Consider the following 19,330-nt stretch of genomic DNA (forward strand, 5'->3'; position numbering starts at 1 on the left):
TCCCCCCGGAGGGATGGTGGTTCGAGGAGCGGCGCGCTGCCGGGCGGCGCTGCCCGGCGAGGACCCGCAGGAGCTAGCGCGTGGCGTCGGCGGGGCGGACGGAGGCCGGGCCGAGGATCAGGCTCAGGTTGTGGCCGCCGAAGGCGAAGGCGTTGCTCAGCGCGGCGCGCACCGGGGTGGACCGGGCGGCGCCCTGGACGTGGTCCAGGTCGCAGGCAGGGTCCGGGTCGACCAGGTTGAGCGTCGGCGGCAGCGTCCCCCTCGCCACCGCCAGGGCCGTCACCGCTGCCTCCAACGCGCCTGCGGCGCCCAGGAGATGGCCGGTGGAGCCCTTGGTGGAGCTGACCGCAGGCCGGTGCGCGCCGAAGACGGCGTGCAGGGCGGCGGTCTCCGCCACGTCACCGAGCTTGGTGCCGGTGCCGTGGGCGTTCACGTAGTCGATGTCCTCCGGGGCCAGGCCCGCGTTGGCGAGCGCGGCGCGCATCGCGTCGGCGGCGCCGGCGCCGTCCGGGCGGGGCATGGTCGGGTGGTGGGCGTCGGTGGAGGCGCCCCAGCCGAGCACGTCCGCGTAGCCGGTGGCGCCGCGCGCGGCGGCGTGGCTCGCGCTCTCCAGGACGAGGACGGCGCTGCCCTCGCCCAGCACGAAGCCGTTGCGGCGGCTGTCGAAGGGTCGGCTGGACTGCTCCGGATCCTCCCAACCCTGCGCCAGGGCACGGGCGTTGGTGAAGGCGGCGGCGATGGTCGGGTGCAGCGAGGACTCGGTTCCGCCGCACACCACCACGTCGGCGTCGCCCGCGCGGATCAGCCGCAGCCCCTCCGCGATCGCCTGGGCGCCGGCCGCGCAGGCCGTCACCACGGCCGAACTGTAGCCCCGGATCCCGTACTTGATGGCGATCCGGGCGGCGGCCATGTTGGAGAGCATGCCGGGCAGCAGGTACGGGCTGACGCCGGGGCGGCCGCGCTCCAGCCGGCGGTGCGACTGCTGCTCGAAGGTCTCCAGGCCGCCGCCCCCGGTGGCCAGCACCACGGCGGTGCGGTGCGGGTCGGCGTCGCGGCCGACCACCAGGGCGGCGTCGGCGAGCGCGTCGTCGGCGGCGGCCAGGGCGAGCAGCACGAAGCGGTCCACGCAGCGGGTCTCGGTGGGCGGCAGCACCTCGCGGCCGTCCACGGCGGGGGCGATCCCGGCGGCGGGCAGCCAGCCGTGCGCGGGGTGGTCCTCGGGGACGGCCCGCAGGCCGGAGCGGCCGGCGGCCAGCGCCTCGAACACCTCGGCGGGCCCCCGGCCGAGCGGGGAGACCAGGCCGATGCCGGTGATGACGGCGGCTTCGCGGGCGGTCATCGGGCGCTCACCGCCGCCAGGTGGCGCTCACGCAGCAGGACCTTGCGGACCTTGCCGGTCGGGCCGAGCGGGATGTCGTCGCCGGTGACCACCAGGACCTTGCGGACGGTCGCGGCGGTGGCCTCGTCCAGGGCGGCGACGACGGCCTCGGCGCGGTCGGCCTCGGCGGCGGCGCCCCGGTCGGCGTCCTCGCCGAGGAGCAGCAGCACGTCGGTGACCACCTGCCCGCCGTCCCGGACGGCGACCACCGTGCAGTCCAGCACCTCCGGGCGGGCGGCCAGCACCCGCTCCTCCGACATCGCGGTGAACAGCCGCTTGCCGTCGGCGAGTTCGAGCGAGTCCACGGCCCGGTCGACGTGGTAGTAGTAGCCCTCCTCGTCCCGGTACATCAGGTCCCCGGTGAGGAAGCGGCCGCGCAGCCGGGTGCGGAAGGTGGTGGCCGAGTCGTTCCAGTAGCCGAGTGCCAGGGTCGGTGAGGCGGTGGCGAGTTCGCCGACCTCGCCGGGGCCGAGCGGTTCGCCGTCCGGGCCGACCACCTCGCAGTCGACGAAGGCGTGCGGGCGGCCGACGCAGCGGCCGTAGCGGTCGGTGCCGGGGCCGTGGGTGATGAAGAAGTGCGAGTGGCCCATCTCGGTGGAGCCGAGGCCGTCCACGAACAGCGAGCCGGGCTGCCGGGTGCGGCCCTGCCGGGTGACGGTCTCCCGGCTGCCGGTGGCGATCAGTCGGCGGATGTGCACCTCGTGGGCGCAGTCGCCGGTGTTCCACCAGAGTGCGACGGACGCCAGGTCCCGTGCGGCCAGGTCGTGGTGGGCGAGGTCGGCCCAGGTGGCGGCGAAGCCGATCACCCCGGTGGGGTGCCACTGCTCGATCGCGTCCAGCACGCCGGCGCCGGACTGGCCGGACAGGCAGGCCAGTTCGGTGTGCGAGCTGAGCGCGAGGTTGAGCGCGATCAGGGTCGCGGCGTGCGGGGCGGGCAGGGCGCTGAGCATCCGGTCCTGGCCCTGCGGGCGGGGCAGCCGCAGCCGGTGGCGGATCGCCGCGTACAGGCCGGCGTGGGAGTGCACGACGGCCTTCGGCATGCCGGTGGTGCCGGAGGAGTGGGTGATCGCCACCGGGTCGCCGGACCAGTGCCGGTAGGGCTCCGGGGCGGCGTCCGGGTCGCCCGCGCCGAGGGTGGAGATCTCCGGCAGCAGCGGTGCGCCCGGGTCGTGCTCGGCCAGGGCGGCCAGGTGGGCCGGGTCGGCGAGCACCCCGACGGCGCCGAGCCGGGCGATGTAGCGGGCGGCGCGCTCGGCGTCCAGGTTGGGGTTGAGCAGGGCGGGGACGGCGCCGAGCCGGGCCAGGGCGAGGAAGGCGAGCACGTGCTCGGCGGCGTCGCTCGCGTGGACCACGACCGGGTCGCGCCGGGTGATGCCGAGGCCGTGCAGGGCGGCGGCGCGGGCCCGGACGACGCGGTCGAGCTCGCGCAGGGTGAGCGGCTGCCAGGCGGGGTGGCCGTCCACCGGGGTGTCGAAGGTGAGCAGCGGCTCGTCGAGTCCTTGGCCGAGGGCGATCCGGGCGGTCAGCACGTTGCCGGCGCCCACGTCGGGGTCGTCCGCGAGCTGGGTGCGGAGACTGCGGATGGTCACGGGGGTGGATCCCTCCCTCGGGGCCGGGGCGGCCCGGGCGGCTGATCGGGTGTCGGGGTGCGGCCGGCGCGGACGGCGGCCGGGCGGGGGTGGGGCGTCGGCCGTGGCGGGGCGTCGGCGGTGCGAGGGTGGGCCGGGCGGGTCGCTGGTGTGCCGGGTACGGCTGCGTCAGGCGGCGGGCCTCATCGATGGCTACGGGCGCCGTCGGCCCGCGGGTTCAGTCGGCGGGCCCGGTGAGCAGCACGGCCACGGCGTGGTCACCGTCGGTGCCCTGCTCGGCGGCGATCACCAGGACGTGGTCGGCGTCCCCGTCGGCCAGCAGCAGCGCGGCCAGCTCGTAGGCGTCCGCGGGGACGGTGCCGGGTACGGCCTCGGCCGGGCTGATCGCCACGACGGGGCCGGTCAGGCCCCAGCGGGCGGCGATGTGCCCGAGGACGGCGTTGGGGTTGGACTGGAAGAACAGCAGCGGGGCCGGGCGGTGTCCGGGCTCCGCGCTCCGGTCGATGGCGCGCGCGGTGGCGAGGTCGCCACCCGCGCTGGCGAGCAGCAGGGCGGTGCGCCCGGGGGCGGGCGGCGGGCCGTGGTGGGCCCGCAGGCAGTGGTCGGCGGTGTCGGCGATCAGCGGGGCCAGGCCGGCGGGGGTGAAGCCGGGCAGCGGTGGCGGGGGCCCGGGGAGGTCCGGGCCGGGGCGGCGGGCCTCGGCGAGGACGCGCGGGGCGGTGGTGGCAGGGGTGGTCATGGTGTGGGTGTCCGGGTCAGGCGGCGGCCAGCAGCAGGGCGGTGTTGGCCCCGCCGAAGGCCGAGTTGAGGGTGAGCGCGTAGTCGGGGCGGGTGGTGTGCGGGCCGTCCAGCACGAGGTCGAGCCGGACGTCGGGGTCGGGGCCCAGCCAGCCGGCGTTGACCGGAGTCAGTCCGCTCTCCAACGCGCCGACGGTGACGGCGAGTTCGAGCAGGGCGGAGGCCTCCAGCGCGTGGCCGTGCACGGATTTGCTGGAGCTGACCGGCAGTCGGTCGGTGTGCGGGCCGAACACCGTGTGCAGGGCGGTGGCCTCGGCCCGGTCGGCGAGCTCGGAGCCGGTGCCGTTGGCGTTGACGTAGCCGACCTGGTCCGGGGTGATGCCCGCGCGGCCCAGTGCGGCCTCGATCGCCCGGGCGACCCCGGTGCCGTCCGGCTCCGGTCGGCAGACGTGGTGGGCGTCCCCGGCCCGGCCCCAGCCGGCCAGCCGGGCGAGCGCGGGGGCCGAGCGCCGTTCGGCGGCCGGGGCGGACTCGACCAGGACGGCGGCGGCCGCGTCGCCGAGCAGGGTGCCGGTGCGGCCGGCGCTGAACGGGCGCAGCTCGCCGTCCCGGGCCAGGGCGCGTCCGGCGTCGAAGACGGCGAACACCCCGGGCTCGACCAGGTGGCCGGCCGCGACCAGGACCCGTTCGTGCCGACCGGCGGCGACCAGGGCGGCGGCGTCGGCGACCGCGGTGGCGGCCGCCACGCAGGCGCCGGTGTACACCCGGGTGACGCCCGGCGCGCCCCAGTGCGCCCGGACCCCGGCGGCCACCGCGTCGGCGGTGGCCCGGGTGCGCTCGTCACTGTGCAGGGCGAGCAGGACGGGCATCGCGGCGCCCTCGGCGGCGGTCAGCCCGGCCTGCCGGCCGGCCTGTCCGATCGCCTCCAGCACGGCCCTGGCCAGCGGGAAGGTGCTGGCCAGCGGTACCGTCCCGGGCAGCAGGGCGGCCCGGGTGGTGCGCCGGCCGGACACGTCGAAGCGGGTCACCTCGGTGAACGCGGCCTTGCCGTGGGCGGCGGCCTCGGTCAGCGCGGTGAGCCCGCGCCCGGCGGCGCTGAGCACCCCGACGCCGGTGACGACCGGCCGGGCGGCGACCGCCACGGGCCCGGGGGCGGCGGACCGGGGCGTCGGGACGGGCGTGCCGGTGCCAGTGCCAGTGCGGGTGCCGGTCACGGCCGCGCTCCGGCGCGGGCGGCCAGCACCGTCGAGCGCAGCAGCTCGGCTGCGTCGTCGACCGTCCGTACGGCGCCGAAGTGCTCGTCGTCCAGGTCCAGCTGGATTCCGTAACGCTGCTCGAACTCGGCTATCAGCCAGGTCAGTTCGAGCGAGCCGAGTTCCTCGGGCACGGTGTCGGCGGCGCGCTGCCCGAACGCCGCCAGCATCGTCAGGACCTCGGCCCGGTCGGGGAGCGCGCCGGTGGCGGAGTCCGCGGGGCGGGCGGAGTCGGTCACGCCGCGCTGCCGGTGGCGGCGGGGAGGGCGTCGATCCGCTTGACCACGTCGGCGGTGAACTCGTCCAGGGTCATCATCGCGGTGGTCTCCATCTCGTCCAGGTCGAACTTGATCCCGAACTCGTCCTCGACCTGCACCGAGAGTTCGGCCAGGGCGAGCGATTCGAGGTCCAGTCCGGCCGGGCCGAGGTCGGTGTCCCCGGTGACCTCGGAGACGTCGTACTGCATCTCGGTGAGGGCGGCCAGAACGAACGCGCGGATGCGGTCCTGCATGAGTGGGCTCCTTGTCGGGGTTGTCCGGAGGGTGTCCGGCGGGTGGTGCGTCCGGTCAGCGCACGGCGGCCGCGGCGGTGTCGCGCAGGGCGGCCGGGTCGCGCAGCAGCTTTCCGGTGGCGGTGCGGGGGAGGGCGGGCAGCAGGACGAGGCGGCGCGGCCGCTTGTAGGCGGCGAGCCGGCGGGCCAGCCCGTCCTGGACGAGGGCGGGTTCGGCCCCGGCCTCGACGGACAGGTACGCCTCGATCGCCCCGCCGTCGAAGACGACGACCGCCTCGCGGACCTCGGGCAGCGCGGCGAGGGTCTGCTCGACCTCGGTGAGGTCGACCTTCAACCCGCCGATCGAGACCTGGGAGTCGAGCCGGCCGTGCACGGTGACCAGGCCGGTCGCCTCGTCCAGGGCGGCGGCGTCGCGGGTGTGCAGCCAGCCGTCCGACCAGCGGCCCGGGTCGTCCAGCCCCGGGTACGGGGAGGTGGCGGCGCCGAGCTGCAGCTCGCCGGCGACGAGCCGCATCCGCATGCCGTGGACGGGGCGCTTGGCGGGGTGCAGCGTTCCGTCGAGGTCGGTGGCGATGACCCCGGTCTCGGTCATGCCGTACATGGTGCCGAGCGGTACGCCGTACCGTTCGGTGAACAGCGCGGGCAGGCCTGGGCGGACCAGTTCGCCCGCGACGACCATCCGGCGCAGCTGCGGCAGCGCCGGGGGAGTGACCGTCCCCGCCAGCAGCTCGGCGTGGAAGGGCACTCCGACGACGGTGGTCGGCCGCTGGTCGGCGGCGACCGCGGCGAGGATGCCGGCCGCCGTCATCCGCTCCGGGACGGTGAGCACGGCCCGGGCGTGCAGGGCGTTGAGCAGCCCGCCGACCAGCCCGAGCACGTGCACCACCGAGGACAGCAGCACGACCCGCTCGCCCTCGCCGGGGAACTCCACCAGCCTGCGGTAGCAGTCGAGTTCGCGCAGCAGGTCGGCGGCGGTGCGGGCGATGACCTTGGCCGGGCCGGTGGACCCGGAGCTGAGCTGGATCAGGGCGTGCCCGGTGCGGGCCGGGAGCCCGTCCGGCAGCGGGACGGCGACCGGCTCGACCTCGGAGAAGCCGCGCAGCGCCGCGGCGGGCCGGTGGGCGGAGCCTACCAGCACCTGCGGGGCCAGCCGGGCCACCGCCGCGTCCACTTCGTGGTCGGTCAACCGGTGGTCGAGCAGTGCGACTTGGGCGCCGAGCCGCCAGCAGGCCAGCAGGACGGCGACGAAGGCCACCGAGGGCGGCAGCCGCAGCGCGGCGGTGCCGCCCGGGCCGAGCCCGGCGGCGGTCAGTCGGTCGCACTGGTCCTCGACCAGGGCGCGCAGGGCGTCCCGGTCGAGGGGTGCGCCGAAGTGCAGGCACTCCTCACCGCCCGGCCCGGCCAGCAGCGACCGTTCGACCCAGTCCTGCGGGGCGTCGGCGTGCGGCGGGGCGGAAAGCGGAAGGGAAAAGCGGGAAAAGCCGGTCAACGCGGCTCCACAACAAGTGAGGGGATTTGGCATGGACGCAATGGGCGTCGTTCTCAACCAATACGGTCAATTCCGTTGCCAGACCTTGGCACAGACGTTTGGTCAAATCAAGGTCTATACCAATGTGCTCGTTGCTCCTACGCTGCCGAACCGGGACCGGCCCGCGCGTGGCCGTCCGGGAAACGAGGATGCCCGTGGGAGCACTCACGCTGGCCGGGATCGAGCACGCCGCACGCGACCGACTCCCCCCGGAAATCTGGGACTTCATCGAAGGCGGCAGCGGCGCGGAACGCACTCTGACGGCGAACCGGGAGGTGTTCGGGCACTATGCACTGCGCCCGCGCACCCTCGTCGACGTCTCGGCCTGCGACCCCGCGCTGACCCTGCTCGGAGCCCCGCTGCGGATCCCGCTGGGCATCGCCCCGATGGCCTACCACCGGCTGGTCGACCCGGAGGGCGAGACCGCCACCGCGCGCGCCGCCGGGGCGGCCGGCGCCCTGCTGGTCGCCGGGATGTTCGCCAGCCGCACCCTGGAGGAGATCGCCGCGGCCGCCACCGGCCCGCTCTGGCTCCAGCTCTACTGGCTGCGCCGTCGCGACGCCCTGACGGCCCTGGTGGAACGCGCCGAGGCGGCCGGCTTCCGGGCCCTGGTGCTGACCGTGGACGCGCCCAGGATCGGCCGCCGGCTGCGCGACCTGCGCAACGGCTTCGCCGTCCCGCCCACCGTCCGCGCGGTCAACCTGGACGAGACCCTGATGTCCGCCAGTCACCGCGCCACCGACGGCGGTTCCGGCATCGCCGAGCACGCCCGCGAGCAGTTCGACCCCACCCTGAGCTGGTCCGACCTGGCCTGGCTGCGCGAGCGCACCCGGCTGCCGCTGGTCCTCAAGGGCGTGCTGACCGCCGAGGACGCCCGGCTGGCCGTCGAGCACGGCGTGGACGCCCTCCTGGTGTCCAACCACGGCGGCCGCCAGCTCGACGGCGCGCTGCCCGCCCTGACCGCCCTCCCCGAGGTGGTCGACGCGGTGCCCGCCGAGCTCCCGGTGCTCCTGGACGGCGGCGTGCGCACCGGCACCGACGTCGCCGTCGCCCTCGCCCTCGGCGCCCGGGCCGTGCTGATCGGCCGCCCCGCCCTGTGGGGCCTCGCCGTCGACGGCGAGGCCGGGGTGCACCGGGTGCTCCGCCTGCTGCACGAGGAACTCGACCACACCCTGGCCCTGTTGGGCCGCCCCCGGCTCGTCGACCTTGGCCGCGACGCCCTCGCGCGCTGGCCCCGCCCGGTCGGCTGAACCGCGCCGTACCCGCAGCCCGTTCCTCCAGAAGGAGAACCGATGACCGAACCGACGAGCAGGACGAACGACCGCTTCCCCGGCTGGGACTGGGACGACCCGGACGGGCTGGAGACCCGCCTGGACGCCTTCAGTGCCCAGGTCGCCACCTGCAAGACCCTCGAAGCCCACCCCGGCGCCCTGCCGCACGACCACCACGACTTCCGCGAACTCGGCCTCACCGGCATCGAGTTCGCCGCCTTCCGGACCGCCCACCCGGAAGGCCTCGGCACCGACCTGGCCACCCTGCGCGGCGCCGCGGCCGACGGCGGGCCCGGCCCCGCCACCGAGCCCGGCACCCTCTACCGGGTCGACGGCGACCGCTGGTTCACCCAGCTGGACGTCTCCCGCCCGCTGCCCTTCGCCGACGCCAGCGTCGACTGGGTCTACGCCGAGCACCTGATCGAGCACGTCACCCAGCCCGTCGCGGTCGGCTGGCTGCGCGAGGCCCGCCGGATCCTGCGCCCCGGCGGCGTCCTGCGCCTCACCACCCCCGACCTCGCCCGCTACCTGGTCGGCTACGCCACCGGCGACGGCTTCCTCGGCAAGCACCGCCGCCGGCTCGGCACCCTGGGCTTCGGCCCGCCGATGCCCGCCCGGCCGGCCTTCCTGGTCAACCAGATCTTCCGGTACTACGGCCACCAGTGGATCTACGACCTGGACGAACTGCGGCACGTGCTGACCCTGGCCGGGTTCACCCCCGACCAGATCCGGCACTGCGCCTACCGCCAGGGACTCCGTTCGGACGTCGCCGACCTCGACACGGCCTTCCGCACCGACGAGACCGTCTACGTCGAGGCCGACCGCTGAACCGGGGCCGAACCCCTGGCCGACCACAGCCCGCCGCAACCCCGCTGAACCCCCGCCGAGCCGCCGCCCGGCCCCGGCCGGGCCACCGAACGGACCGCCACCCATGCCCCTGCACCCCCAGGCCGAGGCCTACCGCGCCCACCGCGCGCGCAGCGGCGCACCGCCGCTCTACACCCTCACCCTCGCCGAGGCCCGCGCCGCCGACCTCGCCGACATCCGCGCCGCGTCCGGCACTCCCGAGCCGGTTGCCGCCGTCGAGGAGCACCGCATCCCCGGCCCCGGCGGCGAACTCGCCCTGCGGCTCTACCGGCCCGAGCCGCCCGGCCGCCCGCTGCCCGCCCTGCTCTACCTGTTCGGCGGCGGCTGGACGCTCGGCTCGGTCGACACCAGCGACGCGATCTGCCGCCGCCTCACCAACGCCGTCGGCTGCGTCACCGCCTCCGTCGGCTACCGCTCGGCCCCCGAACACCCCTTCCCCGCCGCCCTGCACGACTGCCGCGCCGCCCTGGAGCAACTGGTCGCCGGGGCCGCGGACTTCGGCATCGACCCGGACCGCCTCGCGGTCGGCGGCGACAGCGCCGGCGGCAACCTCGCCGCCGCCCTGACCCTGCTGCTGCGCGCCGAGGGCGGCCCGGCGCTGCGCCACCAGCTGCTGGTCTACCCCAATACCGACCACGCCGCCGACACCCCCTCGCTGCGCGAGCACGACGACCCGCTGCTGTTCAACCGCCGCTCGGCCGCCTGGTACTGGGGCCACTACCTGGCCGACCCGGCCGACGGCGCCTCCTCGTACGCCTCCCCGCTGCGCGCCGCCGACCTGTCCGGCCTTCCGCCCGCGACCGTCCTCACCGCCGAGTACGACCCGCTGCGCGACGAGGGCGAGCGGTACGCCGAGGCGCTCCGCGCGGCCGGGGTCCCGGTGGACCTGCGCCGCTACCCGGGCATGCCGCACGGCTTCTTCGCCATGACCGGCACCCTGGACGCCGCCGCCGAGGCCCAGGCCCACGCGGCCGCCCGCCTCCGGGAGGCCCTGCGGTGACCGACCACGACCCGACCGACCACGACCCGACCGGCGTCGACCGGACCGGCGTCGACGGGATCGCCGTCGACAGGATCGGCGACGACCCGACCGACCTGGCCCTCGCCGAGCTGCACGGCTCGCTCGCCGACCCGCTGCTGGACGCGATGACCTTCCTCAACGAAGTCACCACCCGCTACCCCGGCGCCGTCTCCTTCGCCCCGGGCCGCCCCTACGAGGGCTTCTTCGAGCCCGAGGACGTCCCCGCCTACCTGGACGGCTACCTCGACCACCTGGCCGACCGCGGCCTCGACCGCGACGCCGTGCGCACCGCGCTGTTCCAGTACGGCCCCACCAAGGGCATCATCGCCGACCTGGTCGCCCGCACCCTCGCCAACGACGAGGGCCTCACCGTCGACCCCGCGGCCGTGGTGCTCACCGTCGGCGCCCAGGAGGGCATGCTGCTGGCCCTGCGCGCCCTGTGCGCCGGCCCGCAGGACGTGCTGCTGGTCAGCTCGCCCTGCTACGTCGGCGTGACCGGGGCGGCCCGGCTGCTCGACCTGACCACCCGGCCGGTCCCCGAGGGCCCCGACGGCGGCCCCGACCCGGCGGCCGTCCGCGCCGCCGCCCGGGAGGTGCGGGCCGAGGGCCGCCGCCCGCGCGCCCTGTACGTCGTCCCGGACTTCGCCAACCCCTCGGGCACCAGCATGCCGGTCGCCGCCCGCACCCGGCTGCTGGACGCCGCCGCCGAGGAGGGCCTGCTGGTCGTCGAGGACAACCCGTACGGCTTCTTCGCCCGCACCCCGGGCCCGCGGCCCACCCTCAAGGCGCTGGACCGCCGCCGCCAGGTGGTCTACCTGGGCTCCTTCGCCAAGACCTGCTTCCCCGGGGCGCGGGTCGGCTACGTGGTCGCGGACCAGCGGGTGGCCGGCCCGGGCGGGCGCCGCAGCCTGCTGGCCGACGAACTGGCCAAGGTGAAGAGCATGACGACGGTCAACACCCCCGCGCTCAGCCAGGCCGTCATCGGCGGCATGCTGCTGGCCCACGACTGCAGCCTGCGGGCCGCCAACGCCCGTGCCACGGCCCACTACGCGGCCGGGATGGACACCCTGCTGCGGGAGCTGGACCGGCACTTCCCGGCCTCCGAGCGGCGCCGGCTGGGGGTGGACTGGAACCGGCCCGAGGGCGGCTTCTTCGCCGTGCTGACGGTGCCGTTCCGGGCCGACGACGCGGCCATGGAGCGCTGCGCCCGGGAGTTCGGGGTGCTCTGGACACCGATGACGCCGTTCTACCCGGCGGGCGGCGGCGAGCACCGGCTGCGGCTCTCGATCAGCTCACTGACGCAGGCTCAGATCATCGACGGTGTCGCAAAGTTGGCGGAGTTCATCCGCTCCTGAGCGGTGCGGAGGCAGCAGCGGGGCCCGGCGCCCCGGGGGGGGGCCGGGGCCCTACCGAAATGCCCGGGGGGGGGCCCCCGGGCGCCCCCCCCCGCGCCCCCACATCCACCACCCACGCGGACACCCCCGAACGCACTACGGAGGCCCAGCGGTGCACGACCTACCGCAGCAGCTGGCCAACGGCCTGATCCTCGGCGCCCTCTACGGACTCGTCGCGATCGGCTACACGATGGTCTACGGCATCGTCCAGCTCATCAACTTCGCCCACGGCGAGATCGTCATGGTCGGCGGCTTCGGCGCCCTGACCGCCTACCTCGCCCTCCCCGGCGGCACCACCCTGTGGCTGGCCCTACCCCTCATGCTGATCGCCGGCATCCTGGTCTCCACCCTCACCGCCGTCGCCGCCGAGCGCTTCGCCTACCGGCCGCTGCGCAACGCCCCCCGCCTCGCCCCCCTGATCACCGCGATCGGGCTGTCCATCTTCCTCCAGCAGCTCGTCTTCTCCTTCTACCCGGACGCCAAGAAGGCCAGGGTCTTCCCCAAGCTCCCCGGCGACCCGTTCAGCCTCGGCTCCGTCACCATCCAGCGCAGCGACATCTTCCTGATCATCGCCGCCCCGCTGTGCATGCTCGCCCTCGGCTGGTTCGTCACCCGCACCCGCTCCGGCCGCGCCATGCAGGCCACCAGCCAGGACCCCGACACCGCCAAGCTGATGGGCATCGACACCGACCGCATCATCGTCATGGCCTTCGCCATCGGCGCCGCGTTCGCCGCCGTCGCCGCCGTCGCCTACGGACTGCGCAGCGGCCAGGTCGACTTCCGGATGGGCTTCATCCTCGGCCTCAAGGCCTTCACCGCCGCCGTCCTCGGCGGCATCGGCAACATCTACGGCGCCATGCTCGGCGGCCTCGCCCTCGGCCTCGCCGAAGCCCTCGCCACCGGCTACATCCAGCACCTGCCCGGCATGCACCTCTTCGGAGGCGGCGCCTGGAAGGACGTCTGGGCCTTCGTACTCCTCATCCTCGTACTCCTCGTCCGGCCACAGGGCCTGCTCGGCGAGCGCGTCTCGGACAGGGCGTGACCACCATGACCACCACCAGCACCGAGACCACCCCGGTCATCCCCCTGCCCGCCCCCGCCGCCACCGCCCTCACCGGCCTCGGCGCCCTGCTCACCGCCGCCTCCGCCGCCATGTCCTGGACCTGGACCAGCGACTTCCCCGGCGACCTCACCTACTACGGCTCCCCCGCCGGACTCCAGTGGCTCGCCGTCGTCGCCGGCGTCCTCACCCTCGTCCTGCTGCTCGCCGGCCAAGGCGTCCCCGGCCTGCGCTGGGCCGCCCCCAGCCGCAGCAACAACGCCGTCCTCTACGCCGCCACCGGCGCCCTCGCCGTCGCCGCCTACTCCGTCACCTCCATCTCCGTCGAACTCGGCGGCCTCGCCAACCTCGAACCCGGCGGCTGGGTCCTCGCCGCCGGCGGCCTGCTCGGCATCATCGGCGCCCTCGGCCTCCCCCTCGACCGGCGCACCGCCGTCCCGCTGCGCATCCTCGACAAGCGGCTCTTCCTGCTCGTCCCCGTCGCCCCCGTCGCCTGGTTCGCCGCCCACGCCATCCCCGACGACCAGCCCGTCGCCCCGGTGATGACCGCCCTCGCCGGCGCCCTCGCCATCGCCGCCGGCGTCGTCCTGCTGCTCCAGCTCGGCCACCTCGCCAACAGCCGGATCCGCCTCGGCACCGTCGAGCGCCCGCTCCCCGCGGCCCGCCAACTCCCCTCCTGGGTCGAGGTCCTGCTCATCGTCCTGGCCTTCGGACTCGGCCTGTACGCGATCACCTTCGGCATCGACACCGAGTACGGCGAACTCTTCATCTGCTACCTGCTGCTCGCCGCCCCCTCGATCGCCGCCCTCGCCAAGTCCGGACTGCTCGGCCGGCTGCGCGCCCTGACCGTCAAGTACCGCCCGGTCACCACCGGCGCCGCCTTCGCCGCCGCCGCCAGCTTCCCCTTCACCCAGAGCAGCGACCAGTACACCTCGGTCGCCACCAACATCCTGATCTTCGCCACCGTCGCCCTCGGCCTCAACATCGTCGTCGGCCTGGCCGGCCTGCTCGACCTCGGGTACGTCGCCTTCCTCGGCGTCGGCGCCTACGCCGCCGCCCTGGTCTCCGGCTCCCCCGCCTCGCCCATCCACGTCCAGTTCCCGTTCTGGGCCGCGATGCTCACCGGCGCCGCCGTCTCCATGGTCTTCGGCGTCCTGATCGGCGCCCCCACCCTGCGGCTGCGCGGCGACTACCTCGCCATCGTCACCCTCGGCTTCGGCGAGATCTTCCGCATCACCATGCTCAACCTCAACGGCACCACCGGCCCCAAGATCACCAACGGCTCCAACGGCATCCCCCGCATCCCCGACCTGGAGATCTTCGGCTTCGACCTCGGCAAGCCGCACACCGTCGCCGGCATCGAACTCGGCCGCTTCTCCAACTACTACCTGCTGATGCTGCTGGTCACCGCCGTCGTCGTACTGATCTTCGCCCGCGTCGGCAACTCCCGCATCGGCCGCGCCTGGGTCGCCATCCGCGAGGACGAGACCGCCGCCGAGGCTATGGGCATCAACGGCTTCCGCCTCAAGCTCCTCGCCTTCGCCCTCGGCGCCTGCCTCGCCGGCCTGGCCGGCACCGTCCAGGCCCACGTCAGCTACACCGTCACCCCCGACCAGTACACCTTCGCCGAGGCCCTCCCGCCCAACTCCGCCTTCCTGCTCGCCGCCGTCATCCTCGGCGGCATGGGCACCATCAGCGGCCCCCTGGCCGGCGCCACCCTCCTCTTCCTCATCCCCAAGAAGCTGGAATTCCTCTCCGACTACCAGCTCCTCGCCTTCGGCGCCGCCCTCATCGTCCTGATGCGCGTACGCCCCGAAGGACTCATCCCCAACCGGCGCCGCCAACTCGAGTTCCACGAAGCCGCCATCCCGGCCCAGCCCACCGGCGAACCGGGCGCACTCACCAAGGCAGGGGCGTGACGCGCCAGATGACCACCACCGCAACGCCACCGACCGCAACCCCCCTGCTCGACGTCACCGGCGTCACCATGCGCTTCGGCGGCCTCACCGCCGTCAACGACGTCTCCCTCACCGTCGGCGAGGGCGAGATCATCGGCCTCATCGGCCCCAACGGCGCCGGCAAGACCACCTTCTTCAACTGCCTCACCGGCCTCTACGTCCCCACCGAGGGCACCGTCCGCTACCGCGGCACCCAACTGCCCCCCAAGCCCCACCTCGTCACCCAGGCCGGCATCGCCCGCACCTTCCAGAACATCCGGCTCTTCGCCAACATGACCGTCCTGGAGAACGTCCTCGTCGGCCGGCACAGCCGCACCAAGGAAGGCATCTTCGCCGCCATCCTCCGCGGCCCCCGCTACCACCGCGCCGAGGCCGAGAGCCGTGAGAAGGCCATGGAACTCCTCGCCTTCACCGGCCTCGCCGAGAAGGCCGACCACCTCGCCCGCAACCTCCCCTACGGCGAACAGCGCAAGCTGGAGATCGCCCGCGCCCTCGCCTCCGACCCCGGCCTGCTGCTCCTCGACGAACCCACCGCGGGCATGAACCCGCAGGAGACCCGCGCCGCCGAGGAACTCGTCTTCGCCATCCGCGACCGCGGCATCTCCATCCTCGTCATCGAGCACGACATGCGGTTCATCTTCAACCTCTGCGACCGCACCGCCGTGCTCGTCCAGGGCCAGAAGATCGTCGAAGGCGACCGCGAGACCGTCCAGAACGACGAACGCGTCATCACCGCCTACCTCGGCGCCCCGCTCGAAACCCCCGCAACACCGGAGGACCCCAAGTGACCGCACTCCTCGAGGTCGAGGACCTCCGCGTCGCCTACGGCAAGATCGAAGCCGTCAAGGGCATCAGCTTCACCGTCGAACAGGGCGAGGTCACCACCCTCATCGGCACCAACGGCGCCGGCAAGACCACCACCCTGCGCACCCTCTCCGGCCTCCTCAAGCCCACCGCCGGCCGGATCACCTTCGACGGCCAGGACCTCAGCACCGTCCCCGCCCACAAGATCGTCGCCCTCGGCCTCGCCCACTCCCCCGAGGGCCGGCACATCTTCCCCCGCATGACCATCGAGGAGAACCTCCTCCTCGGCGCCTTCCTGCGCACCGACACGGCGGGCATCCAGTCCGACGTGGAGCGCGCCTACACCCTCTTCCCGATCCTCGGCGAACGCCGCAAGCAGGCCGCCGGAACCCTGTCCGGCGGCGAGCAGCAGATGCTCGCCATGGGCCGGGCCCTGATGTCCCAGCCCAAGCTGCTCATGCTGGACGAGCCCTCGATGGGCCTCTCCCCGCTGATGATGCAGAAGATCATGTCCACCATCGTCGAGCTCAAGGCCAGTGGCACGACCATCCTCCTGGTCGAACAGAACGCCCAGGCCGCCCTGTCGCTCTCCGACCGCGGCTACGTCATGGAAACCGGCCGCATCGTCCTCTCCGGGACGGGCGCCGACCTCCTCCACGACGAGTCCGTCCGCAAGGCCTACCTCGGCGAGGACTGAGCCCGCACACGCGAAGGGGCCCGGCGGATCCGATCCGCCGGGCCCTTCCACACTCTTCTACTCCGGCTTGTCGGCCTCGTCGGCCTTCTTGCGGTCCTGGGCCTCGCCCTCCTCGATGACCGCCTCGGCCACCGCCGCCATCGTCATCCGCCGGTCCATCGAGGTCTTCTGGATCCACCGGAACGCGGCCGGCTCGTTCAGCCCGAACTTCGTCTGCAGCACGCCCTTCGCGCGGTCCACCAGCTTCCGGGTCTCCAGCCGCTGGGTGAGATCCCCGATCTCCTTCTCCAGCTCCCGCATCTCGGTGTACCGCGACACCGCCATCTCGATCGCCGGCACCAGGTCCGACTTCGAGAACGGCTTCACGATGTACGCCATCGCCCCGGCGTCCCGCGCCCGGTCCACCAGCTCCCGCTGCGAGAACGCCGTCAGCATCAGCACCGGCGCCAGGTGCTGCTCGTGGATCTGCTCGGCGGCCGACAGCCCGTCCAGGATCGGCATCTTCACGTCGAAGATCGCCAGATCCGGCTTGAGCTCCTCCACCAGCCGCACCGCCGTCTCCCCGTCCCCGGCCTCACCGACGACGGTGTACCCCTCCTCTTCGAGCATCTCCTTGAGGTCGAGACGGATCAGCGCCTCGTCCTCGGCGATCACGATCCGGGTGATCTGGGGCATATCGGTCTCAAGCGGCTGTGCCTGCTCGTCGGCGGTGCTCACGGGGCTCCTAGTTCCGGCGGGGTACTGCATGCACGAGGGTACCCAGACACGGTATGTTTAGGGCACTCAGGGTCGGGGCCAGCCTTCGATTCTGGGGCGGGCCCCGATAGCCCAGCGGTAGAGGCAGTGGTCTCAAACACCATCCAGCGTGGGTTCGAATCCCACTCGGGGTACGTCCTCCTTCCATCCGAAGGAGATGCGGTTGACGTGTGTCGTCACCGCTGCGGGTGAACGCCCCGACGCGTCGCTCAGCTCGCCCGGTCCAGCGGCTCCAGCTCGACCGTGAGCCTCATGCCGAGCGCCCCGGCGAACCGCTCCAGAACCACGATCGTGGGCATCGTCGCGCCGGCCTCGAACCGTGCCACCGCCGGCTGCTGCATGCCGATCGCCGCGGCCAGCTGTGCCTGGGTCATGCCGAGGGCCTCCCGGCGCAGCCTGACCTTCTCCCCGAGCTCGAACCGGATCCGCGCGGCCTCGTACGCCGCGCCGGCGCCGGGACGGTTCAGGATCTCCTCACGCATGGCGCGCCAGGACGTGCGCTCGCTCATCTCGCCCACTCCTCGTCCTCGTCAACGGTGTGCTGCTCGGCCACGCAACGACGCAACGCCCGTCTCGCGCGGTCGACCTCGCCGGCCTCCCGCATCCGGGTCTTGCGGAACACGGTCAGCAGGATGATCCTCCTGCCCGACGCGATCCAGTAGGTGATCCGCAGGTCCGATTCGTTCAGGTGGAAGCGCAGTTCCCGGAGTTTGCCGTCGAGTTGCCGACTGTGCGGCTCGCCCAGCAAAGGCCCGCGGACGGCGAGCAGTTCGACGTAGAAGGCAACGGTCTCCTGATCGTCCTGGCTCAGTGCGCGGATCCAGTCCCGAACCTCCGGTTCGAGTTCCACCTCTCCCCAAGTCATAACACGGATGTTATGGAGACGCCAGCACACTCTCCCGCGGATCCGACGGCCCACGGGCGGCATCCCTCCCAACGGGGGACGCCGCCCACGCGCAACCGTTCGAGTACCGCTCAGTCGTCCAGGGTCCCCACGTGGTGGACGCGGACGAGGTTGGTGGAGCCGGCCAGGCCGGGCGGGGAGCCGGCGGTGATGACGACGATGTCGCCCTTCTGGCAGCGGCCGAGAGAGAGCAGCGCCGCGTCGACCTGTTCGACCATCTGGTCGGTGGTCGGGGCGAAGGGGCCGAGGAAGGTCTCCACGCCCCAGGTGAGGGCGAGTTGGCTGCGCACGGCCGGTTCGTAGGTGAAGGCGAGCACCGGGATGGGCGAGCGGTAGCGGGTGAGCCGCCGGGCGGTGTCGCCGGACTGGGTGAAGGCGATCAGGTACTTGGCGTGCAGGAAGTCGCCGATCTCGGCGGCCGCGCGGGCGACGGCGCCGCCCTGGGTCCGCGGCTTGCTGCCGGTGGTCAGCGGGGGCAGGCCCGCGGCCAGGATGTCGTTCTCGGCGGCTTCGATGATCCGGCCCATGGTCTTGACGGTCTCGACCGGGAACTTGCCGACGGAGGTCTCGCCGCTGAGCATCACCGCGTCGGTGCCGTCCAGCACCGCGTTGGCGACGTCGGAGGCCTCGGCGCGGGTGGGCCGGGAGGCGTTGATCATCGAGTCGAGCATCTGGGTCGCCACGATGACGGGCTTGGCGTTGCGCCTGGCCAGCTTGATGGCGCGCTTCTGGACCAGCGGGACCTGTTCGAGGGGCATCTCCACGCCCAGGTCCCCGCGGGCCACCATGATGCCGTCGAAGGCGTCCACGATGGAGTCGAGGTTCTCGACCGCCTGCGGCTTCTCGATCTTGGCGATGACCGGGACGTGGCGTCCCTCCTCGGCCATCACCCGGTGCACGTCCTCGATGTCGCGCCCGCTGCGGACGAAGGAGAGCGCGATCAGGTCGGCGCCGGTGCGCAGCGCCCACCGCAGGTCGGCGACGTCCTTGTCGCTGAGTGCGGGGACGGAGACGGCGACGCCGGGGAGGTTGAGGCCCTTGTGGTCGGAGACGAGTCCGCCTTCGATGACGAGGCACCGTACCCGCGGTCCGTCGACGGCGACGACCTCCAGGGTGACGCGGCCGTCGTCGACGAGGATGCGTTCGCCGCGGCTGACGTCGCCGGCGAGGCCGGCGTAGGTGGTGCCGCAGATGTCCTTGTCCCCCACGACGCCGTTGTCGGTGGAGATGGTGAACTCGTCGCCGCGTTCGAGGAGTACGGGCCCGTGGGCGAAGGTGTCGAGTCGGATCTTCGGGCCTTGGAGGTCGGCGAGGACGCCGACGCTCCGGCCGGTCTCGTCGGCGGCCTTGCGGACCCGACGGTAGCGTTCCTCGTGCTCGGCGTGGGTGCCGTGGCTGAGGTTGAATCGGGCGATGTCCATTCCGGCGTCGACCAGGGTCTTGATCTGGTCGTACGAGTCGGTGGCCGGCCCGAGGGTGCAGACGATTTTTGCTCGGCGCATACTGCTGAGGGTAGGCATTACCGGCGCGTAACCTCGACGCGGGTCCGGACTGCGGGATGACCTTTGCCGTAAGGCGAGTTGAACAATCTGACACATCCT

Annotated in this window: 19 protein-coding genes and 1 tRNA gene; 9 read left to right on the top strand and 11 right to left on the bottom strand. The window is 73.7% G+C overall.

Annotation, left to right across the window (positions count from 1 at the left end; genetic code table 11):
- Positions 1 to 73 precede the first annotated feature (73 nt).
- The 7 genes from ACFV8H_RS09980 to ACFV8H_RS10010 all read right to left on the bottom strand — a co-directional run bounded on the left by ACFV8H_RS09980 (position 74) and on the right by ACFV8H_RS10010 (position 6,958).
- Positions 74 to 1,339, bottom strand: a complete 1,266-nt coding sequence (locus tag ACFV8H_RS09980; RefSeq protein WP_380398109.1) for a beta-ketoacyl-[acyl-carrier-protein] synthase family protein — start codon at positions 1,337 to 1,339, stop codon at positions 74 to 76.
- Complete coding sequence (locus ACFV8H_RS09985; RefSeq protein WP_380398111.1) at positions 1,336 to 2,967, bottom strand: class I adenylate-forming enzyme family protein; 1,632 nt, start codon at positions 2,965 to 2,967, stop codon at positions 1,336 to 1,338. Before ACFV8H_RS09985 ends, ACFV8H_RS09980 begins: the two co-directional genes overlap by 4 nt.
- Before the next feature lie 217 nt (positions 2,968 to 3,184).
- The gene (locus ACFV8H_RS09990; RefSeq protein WP_380398112.1) at positions 3,185 to 3,706 is read right to left on the bottom strand and encodes a hypothetical protein; all 522 of its coding nucleotides are present in this window, start codon (positions 3,704 to 3,706) and stop codon (positions 3,185 to 3,187) included.
- Between the two features lie 16 nt (positions 3,707 to 3,722).
- Positions 3,723 to 4,919, bottom strand: a complete 1,197-nt coding sequence (locus ACFV8H_RS09995; protein WP_380398114.1) for a beta-ketoacyl synthase N-terminal-like domain-containing protein — start codon at positions 4,917 to 4,919, stop codon at positions 3,723 to 3,725.
- A complete protein-coding gene (locus tag ACFV8H_RS10000) occupies positions 4,916 to 5,197 on the bottom strand; it encodes an acyl carrier protein (RefSeq protein ID WP_380398116.1) in 282 nt (93 codons plus the stop codon). The genes ACFV8H_RS09995 and ACFV8H_RS10000 overlap by 4 nt, the downstream gene beginning before the upstream one ends.
- Complete coding sequence (locus tag ACFV8H_RS10005; RefSeq protein WP_360243150.1) at positions 5,194 to 5,469, bottom strand: acyl carrier protein; 276 nt, start codon at positions 5,467 to 5,469, stop codon at positions 5,194 to 5,196. The genes ACFV8H_RS10000 and ACFV8H_RS10005 overlap by 4 nt, the downstream gene beginning before the upstream one ends.
- Positions 5,470 to 5,524: 55 nt before the next feature.
- Positions 5,525 to 6,958 carry a class I adenylate-forming enzyme family protein gene (locus tag ACFV8H_RS10010; protein ID WP_380398118.1) on the bottom strand — a complete coding sequence of 478 codons (1,434 nt, stop codon included), beginning with the start codon at positions 6,956 to 6,958 and terminating at the stop codon, positions 5,525 to 5,527.
- Between the two features lie 188 nt (positions 6,959 to 7,146).
- Here ACFV8H_RS10010 and ACFV8H_RS10015 point away from each other — a divergent pair, with 188 nt between their 5' ends.
- The 8 genes from ACFV8H_RS10015 (at position 7,147) to ACFV8H_RS10050 (ending at position 16,069) form a co-directional block, all read left to right on the top strand.
- Positions 7,147 to 8,247 carry an alpha-hydroxy acid oxidase gene (locus ACFV8H_RS10015; RefSeq protein WP_380398120.1) on the top strand — a complete coding sequence of 367 codons (1,101 nt, stop codon included), beginning with the start codon at positions 7,147 to 7,149 and terminating at the stop codon, positions 8,245 to 8,247.
- A gap of 42 nt (positions 8,248 to 8,289) precedes the next feature.
- The gene (locus ACFV8H_RS10020; RefSeq protein WP_380398122.1) at positions 8,290 to 9,096 is read left to right on the top strand and encodes a class I SAM-dependent methyltransferase; all 807 of its coding nucleotides are present in this window, start codon (positions 8,290 to 8,292) and stop codon (positions 9,094 to 9,096) included.
- A 103-nt stretch (positions 9,097 to 9,199) separates the two neighbouring features.
- Complete coding sequence (locus tag ACFV8H_RS10025; RefSeq protein ID WP_380398124.1) at positions 9,200 to 10,135, top strand: alpha/beta hydrolase; 936 nt, start codon at positions 9,200 to 9,202, stop codon at positions 10,133 to 10,135.
- Positions 10,132 to 11,511: a PLP-dependent aminotransferase family protein gene (locus tag ACFV8H_RS10030; RefSeq protein ID WP_380398126.1), complete on the top strand. Its 1,380-nt coding sequence runs from the start codon at positions 10,132 to 10,134 to the stop codon at positions 11,509 to 11,511. The genes ACFV8H_RS10025 and ACFV8H_RS10030 overlap by 4 nt, the downstream gene beginning before the upstream one ends.
- Positions 11,512 to 11,662: 151 nt before the next feature.
- Positions 11,663 to 12,592 (top strand): branched-chain amino acid ABC transporter permease, encoded by a 930-nt coding sequence (locus ACFV8H_RS10035; protein WP_375893396.1) that lies wholly within the window; start codon positions 11,663 to 11,665, stop codon positions 12,590 to 12,592.
- Between the two features lie 5 nt (positions 12,593 to 12,597).
- On the top strand, positions 12,598 to 14,529 hold the full coding sequence (locus ACFV8H_RS10040) for a branched-chain amino acid ABC transporter permease (RefSeq protein WP_380398128.1): 1,932 nt from the start codon (positions 12,598 to 12,600) through the stop codon (positions 14,527 to 14,529).
- A gap of 8 nt (positions 14,530 to 14,537) precedes the next feature.
- Positions 14,538 to 15,356 carry an ABC transporter ATP-binding protein gene (locus tag ACFV8H_RS10045; protein ID WP_375893394.1) on the top strand — a complete coding sequence of 273 codons (819 nt, stop codon included), beginning with the start codon at positions 14,538 to 14,540 and terminating at the stop codon, positions 15,354 to 15,356.
- Positions 15,353 to 16,069: an ABC transporter ATP-binding protein gene (locus ACFV8H_RS10050; RefSeq protein ID WP_375893393.1), complete on the top strand. Its 717-nt coding sequence runs from the start codon at positions 15,353 to 15,355 to the stop codon at positions 16,067 to 16,069. The genes ACFV8H_RS10045 and ACFV8H_RS10050 overlap by 4 nt, the downstream gene beginning before the upstream one ends.
- A gap of 57 nt (positions 16,070 to 16,126) precedes the next feature.
- On the opposite strand, the gene ACFV8H_RS10055 is transcribed toward ACFV8H_RS10050, so the two are convergent.
- The gene (locus tag ACFV8H_RS10055; RefSeq protein ID WP_380398158.1) at positions 16,127 to 16,744 is read right to left on the bottom strand and encodes an ANTAR domain-containing response regulator; all 618 of its coding nucleotides are present in this window, start codon (positions 16,742 to 16,744) and stop codon (positions 16,127 to 16,129) included.
- Between the two features lie 142 nt (positions 16,745 to 16,886).
- Here ACFV8H_RS10055 and ACFV8H_RS10060 point away from each other — a divergent pair.
- Positions 16,887 to 16,959: transfer RNA gene (locus ACFV8H_RS10060), tRNA-Leu, on the top strand.
- A 75-nt stretch (positions 16,960 to 17,034) separates the two neighbouring features.
- Here the strand turns inward: ACFV8H_RS10060 and ACFV8H_RS10065 are convergent.
- The 3 genes from ACFV8H_RS10065 to pyk form a co-directional block, all read right to left on the bottom strand.
- A complete protein-coding gene (locus tag ACFV8H_RS10065) occupies positions 17,035 to 17,334 on the bottom strand; it encodes a multiprotein-bridging factor 1 family protein (protein WP_380398130.1) in 300 nt (99 codons plus the stop codon).
- Entirely contained in the window at positions 17,331 to 17,675 is a 345-nt protein-coding gene (locus ACFV8H_RS10070) for a type II toxin-antitoxin system RelE/ParE family toxin (protein ID WP_380398132.1), read from the bottom strand. The genes ACFV8H_RS10065 and ACFV8H_RS10070 overlap by 4 nt, the downstream gene beginning before the upstream one ends.
- Before the next feature lie 125 nt (positions 17,676 to 17,800).
- Positions 17,801 to 19,231 (bottom strand): pyruvate kinase, encoded by a 1,431-nt coding sequence (pyk, locus tag ACFV8H_RS10075; protein ID WP_380398134.1) that lies wholly within the window; start codon positions 19,229 to 19,231, stop codon positions 17,801 to 17,803.
- Between the last annotated feature and the right edge of the window lie 99 nt (positions 19,232 to 19,330).

The organism is Kitasatospora sp. NPDC059827, assembly GCF_042731675.1.
GTDB lineage: Bacteria > Actinomycetota > Actinomycetes > Streptomycetales > Streptomycetaceae > Kitasatospora.

Excerpts from the sequence above, each read along its gene's own strand:
- ACFV8H_RS09980 (WP_380398109.1), bottom strand. The coding sequence starts at position 1,339 with ATGACCGCCCGCGAAGCCGCCGTCATCACCGGCATCGGCCTGGTCTCC.
- ACFV8H_RS10055 (WP_380398158.1), bottom strand. The coding sequence starts at position 16,744 with ATGCCCCAGATCACCCGGATCGTGATCGCCGAGGACGAGGCGCTGATC.
- ACFV8H_RS10065 (WP_380398130.1), bottom strand. The coding sequence starts at position 17,334 with ATGAGCGAGCGCACGTCCTGGCGCGCCATGCGTGAGGAGATCCTGAAC.
- ACFV8H_RS10020 (WP_380398122.1), top strand. The coding sequence starts at position 8,290 with ATGACCGAACCGACGAGCAGGACGAACGACCGCTTCCCCGGCTGGGAC.
- ACFV8H_RS10005 (WP_360243150.1), bottom strand. The coding sequence starts at position 5,469 with ATGCAGGACCGCATCCGCGCGTTCGTTCTGGCCGCCCTCACCGAGATG.
- ACFV8H_RS10025 (WP_380398124.1), top strand. The coding sequence starts at position 9,200 with ATGCCCCTGCACCCCCAGGCCGAGGCCTACCGCGCCCACCGCGCGCGC.
- pyk (WP_380398134.1), bottom strand. The coding sequence starts at position 19,231 with ATGCGCCGAGCAAAAATCGTCTGCACCCTCGGGCCGGCCACCGACTCG.
- ACFV8H_RS10045 (WP_375893394.1), top strand. The coding sequence starts at position 14,538 with ATGACCACCACCGCAACGCCACCGACCGCAACCCCCCTGCTCGACGTC.
- ACFV8H_RS09990 (WP_380398112.1), bottom strand. The coding sequence starts at position 3,706 with ATGACCACCCCTGCCACCACCGCCCCGCGCGTCCTCGCCGAGGCCCGC.
- ACFV8H_RS10015 (WP_380398120.1), top strand. The coding sequence starts at position 7,147 with ATGCCCGTGGGAGCACTCACGCTGGCCGGGATCGAGCACGCCGCACGC.
- ACFV8H_RS10040 (WP_380398128.1), top strand. The coding sequence starts at position 12,598 with ATGACCACCACCAGCACCGAGACCACCCCGGTCATCCCCCTGCCCGCC.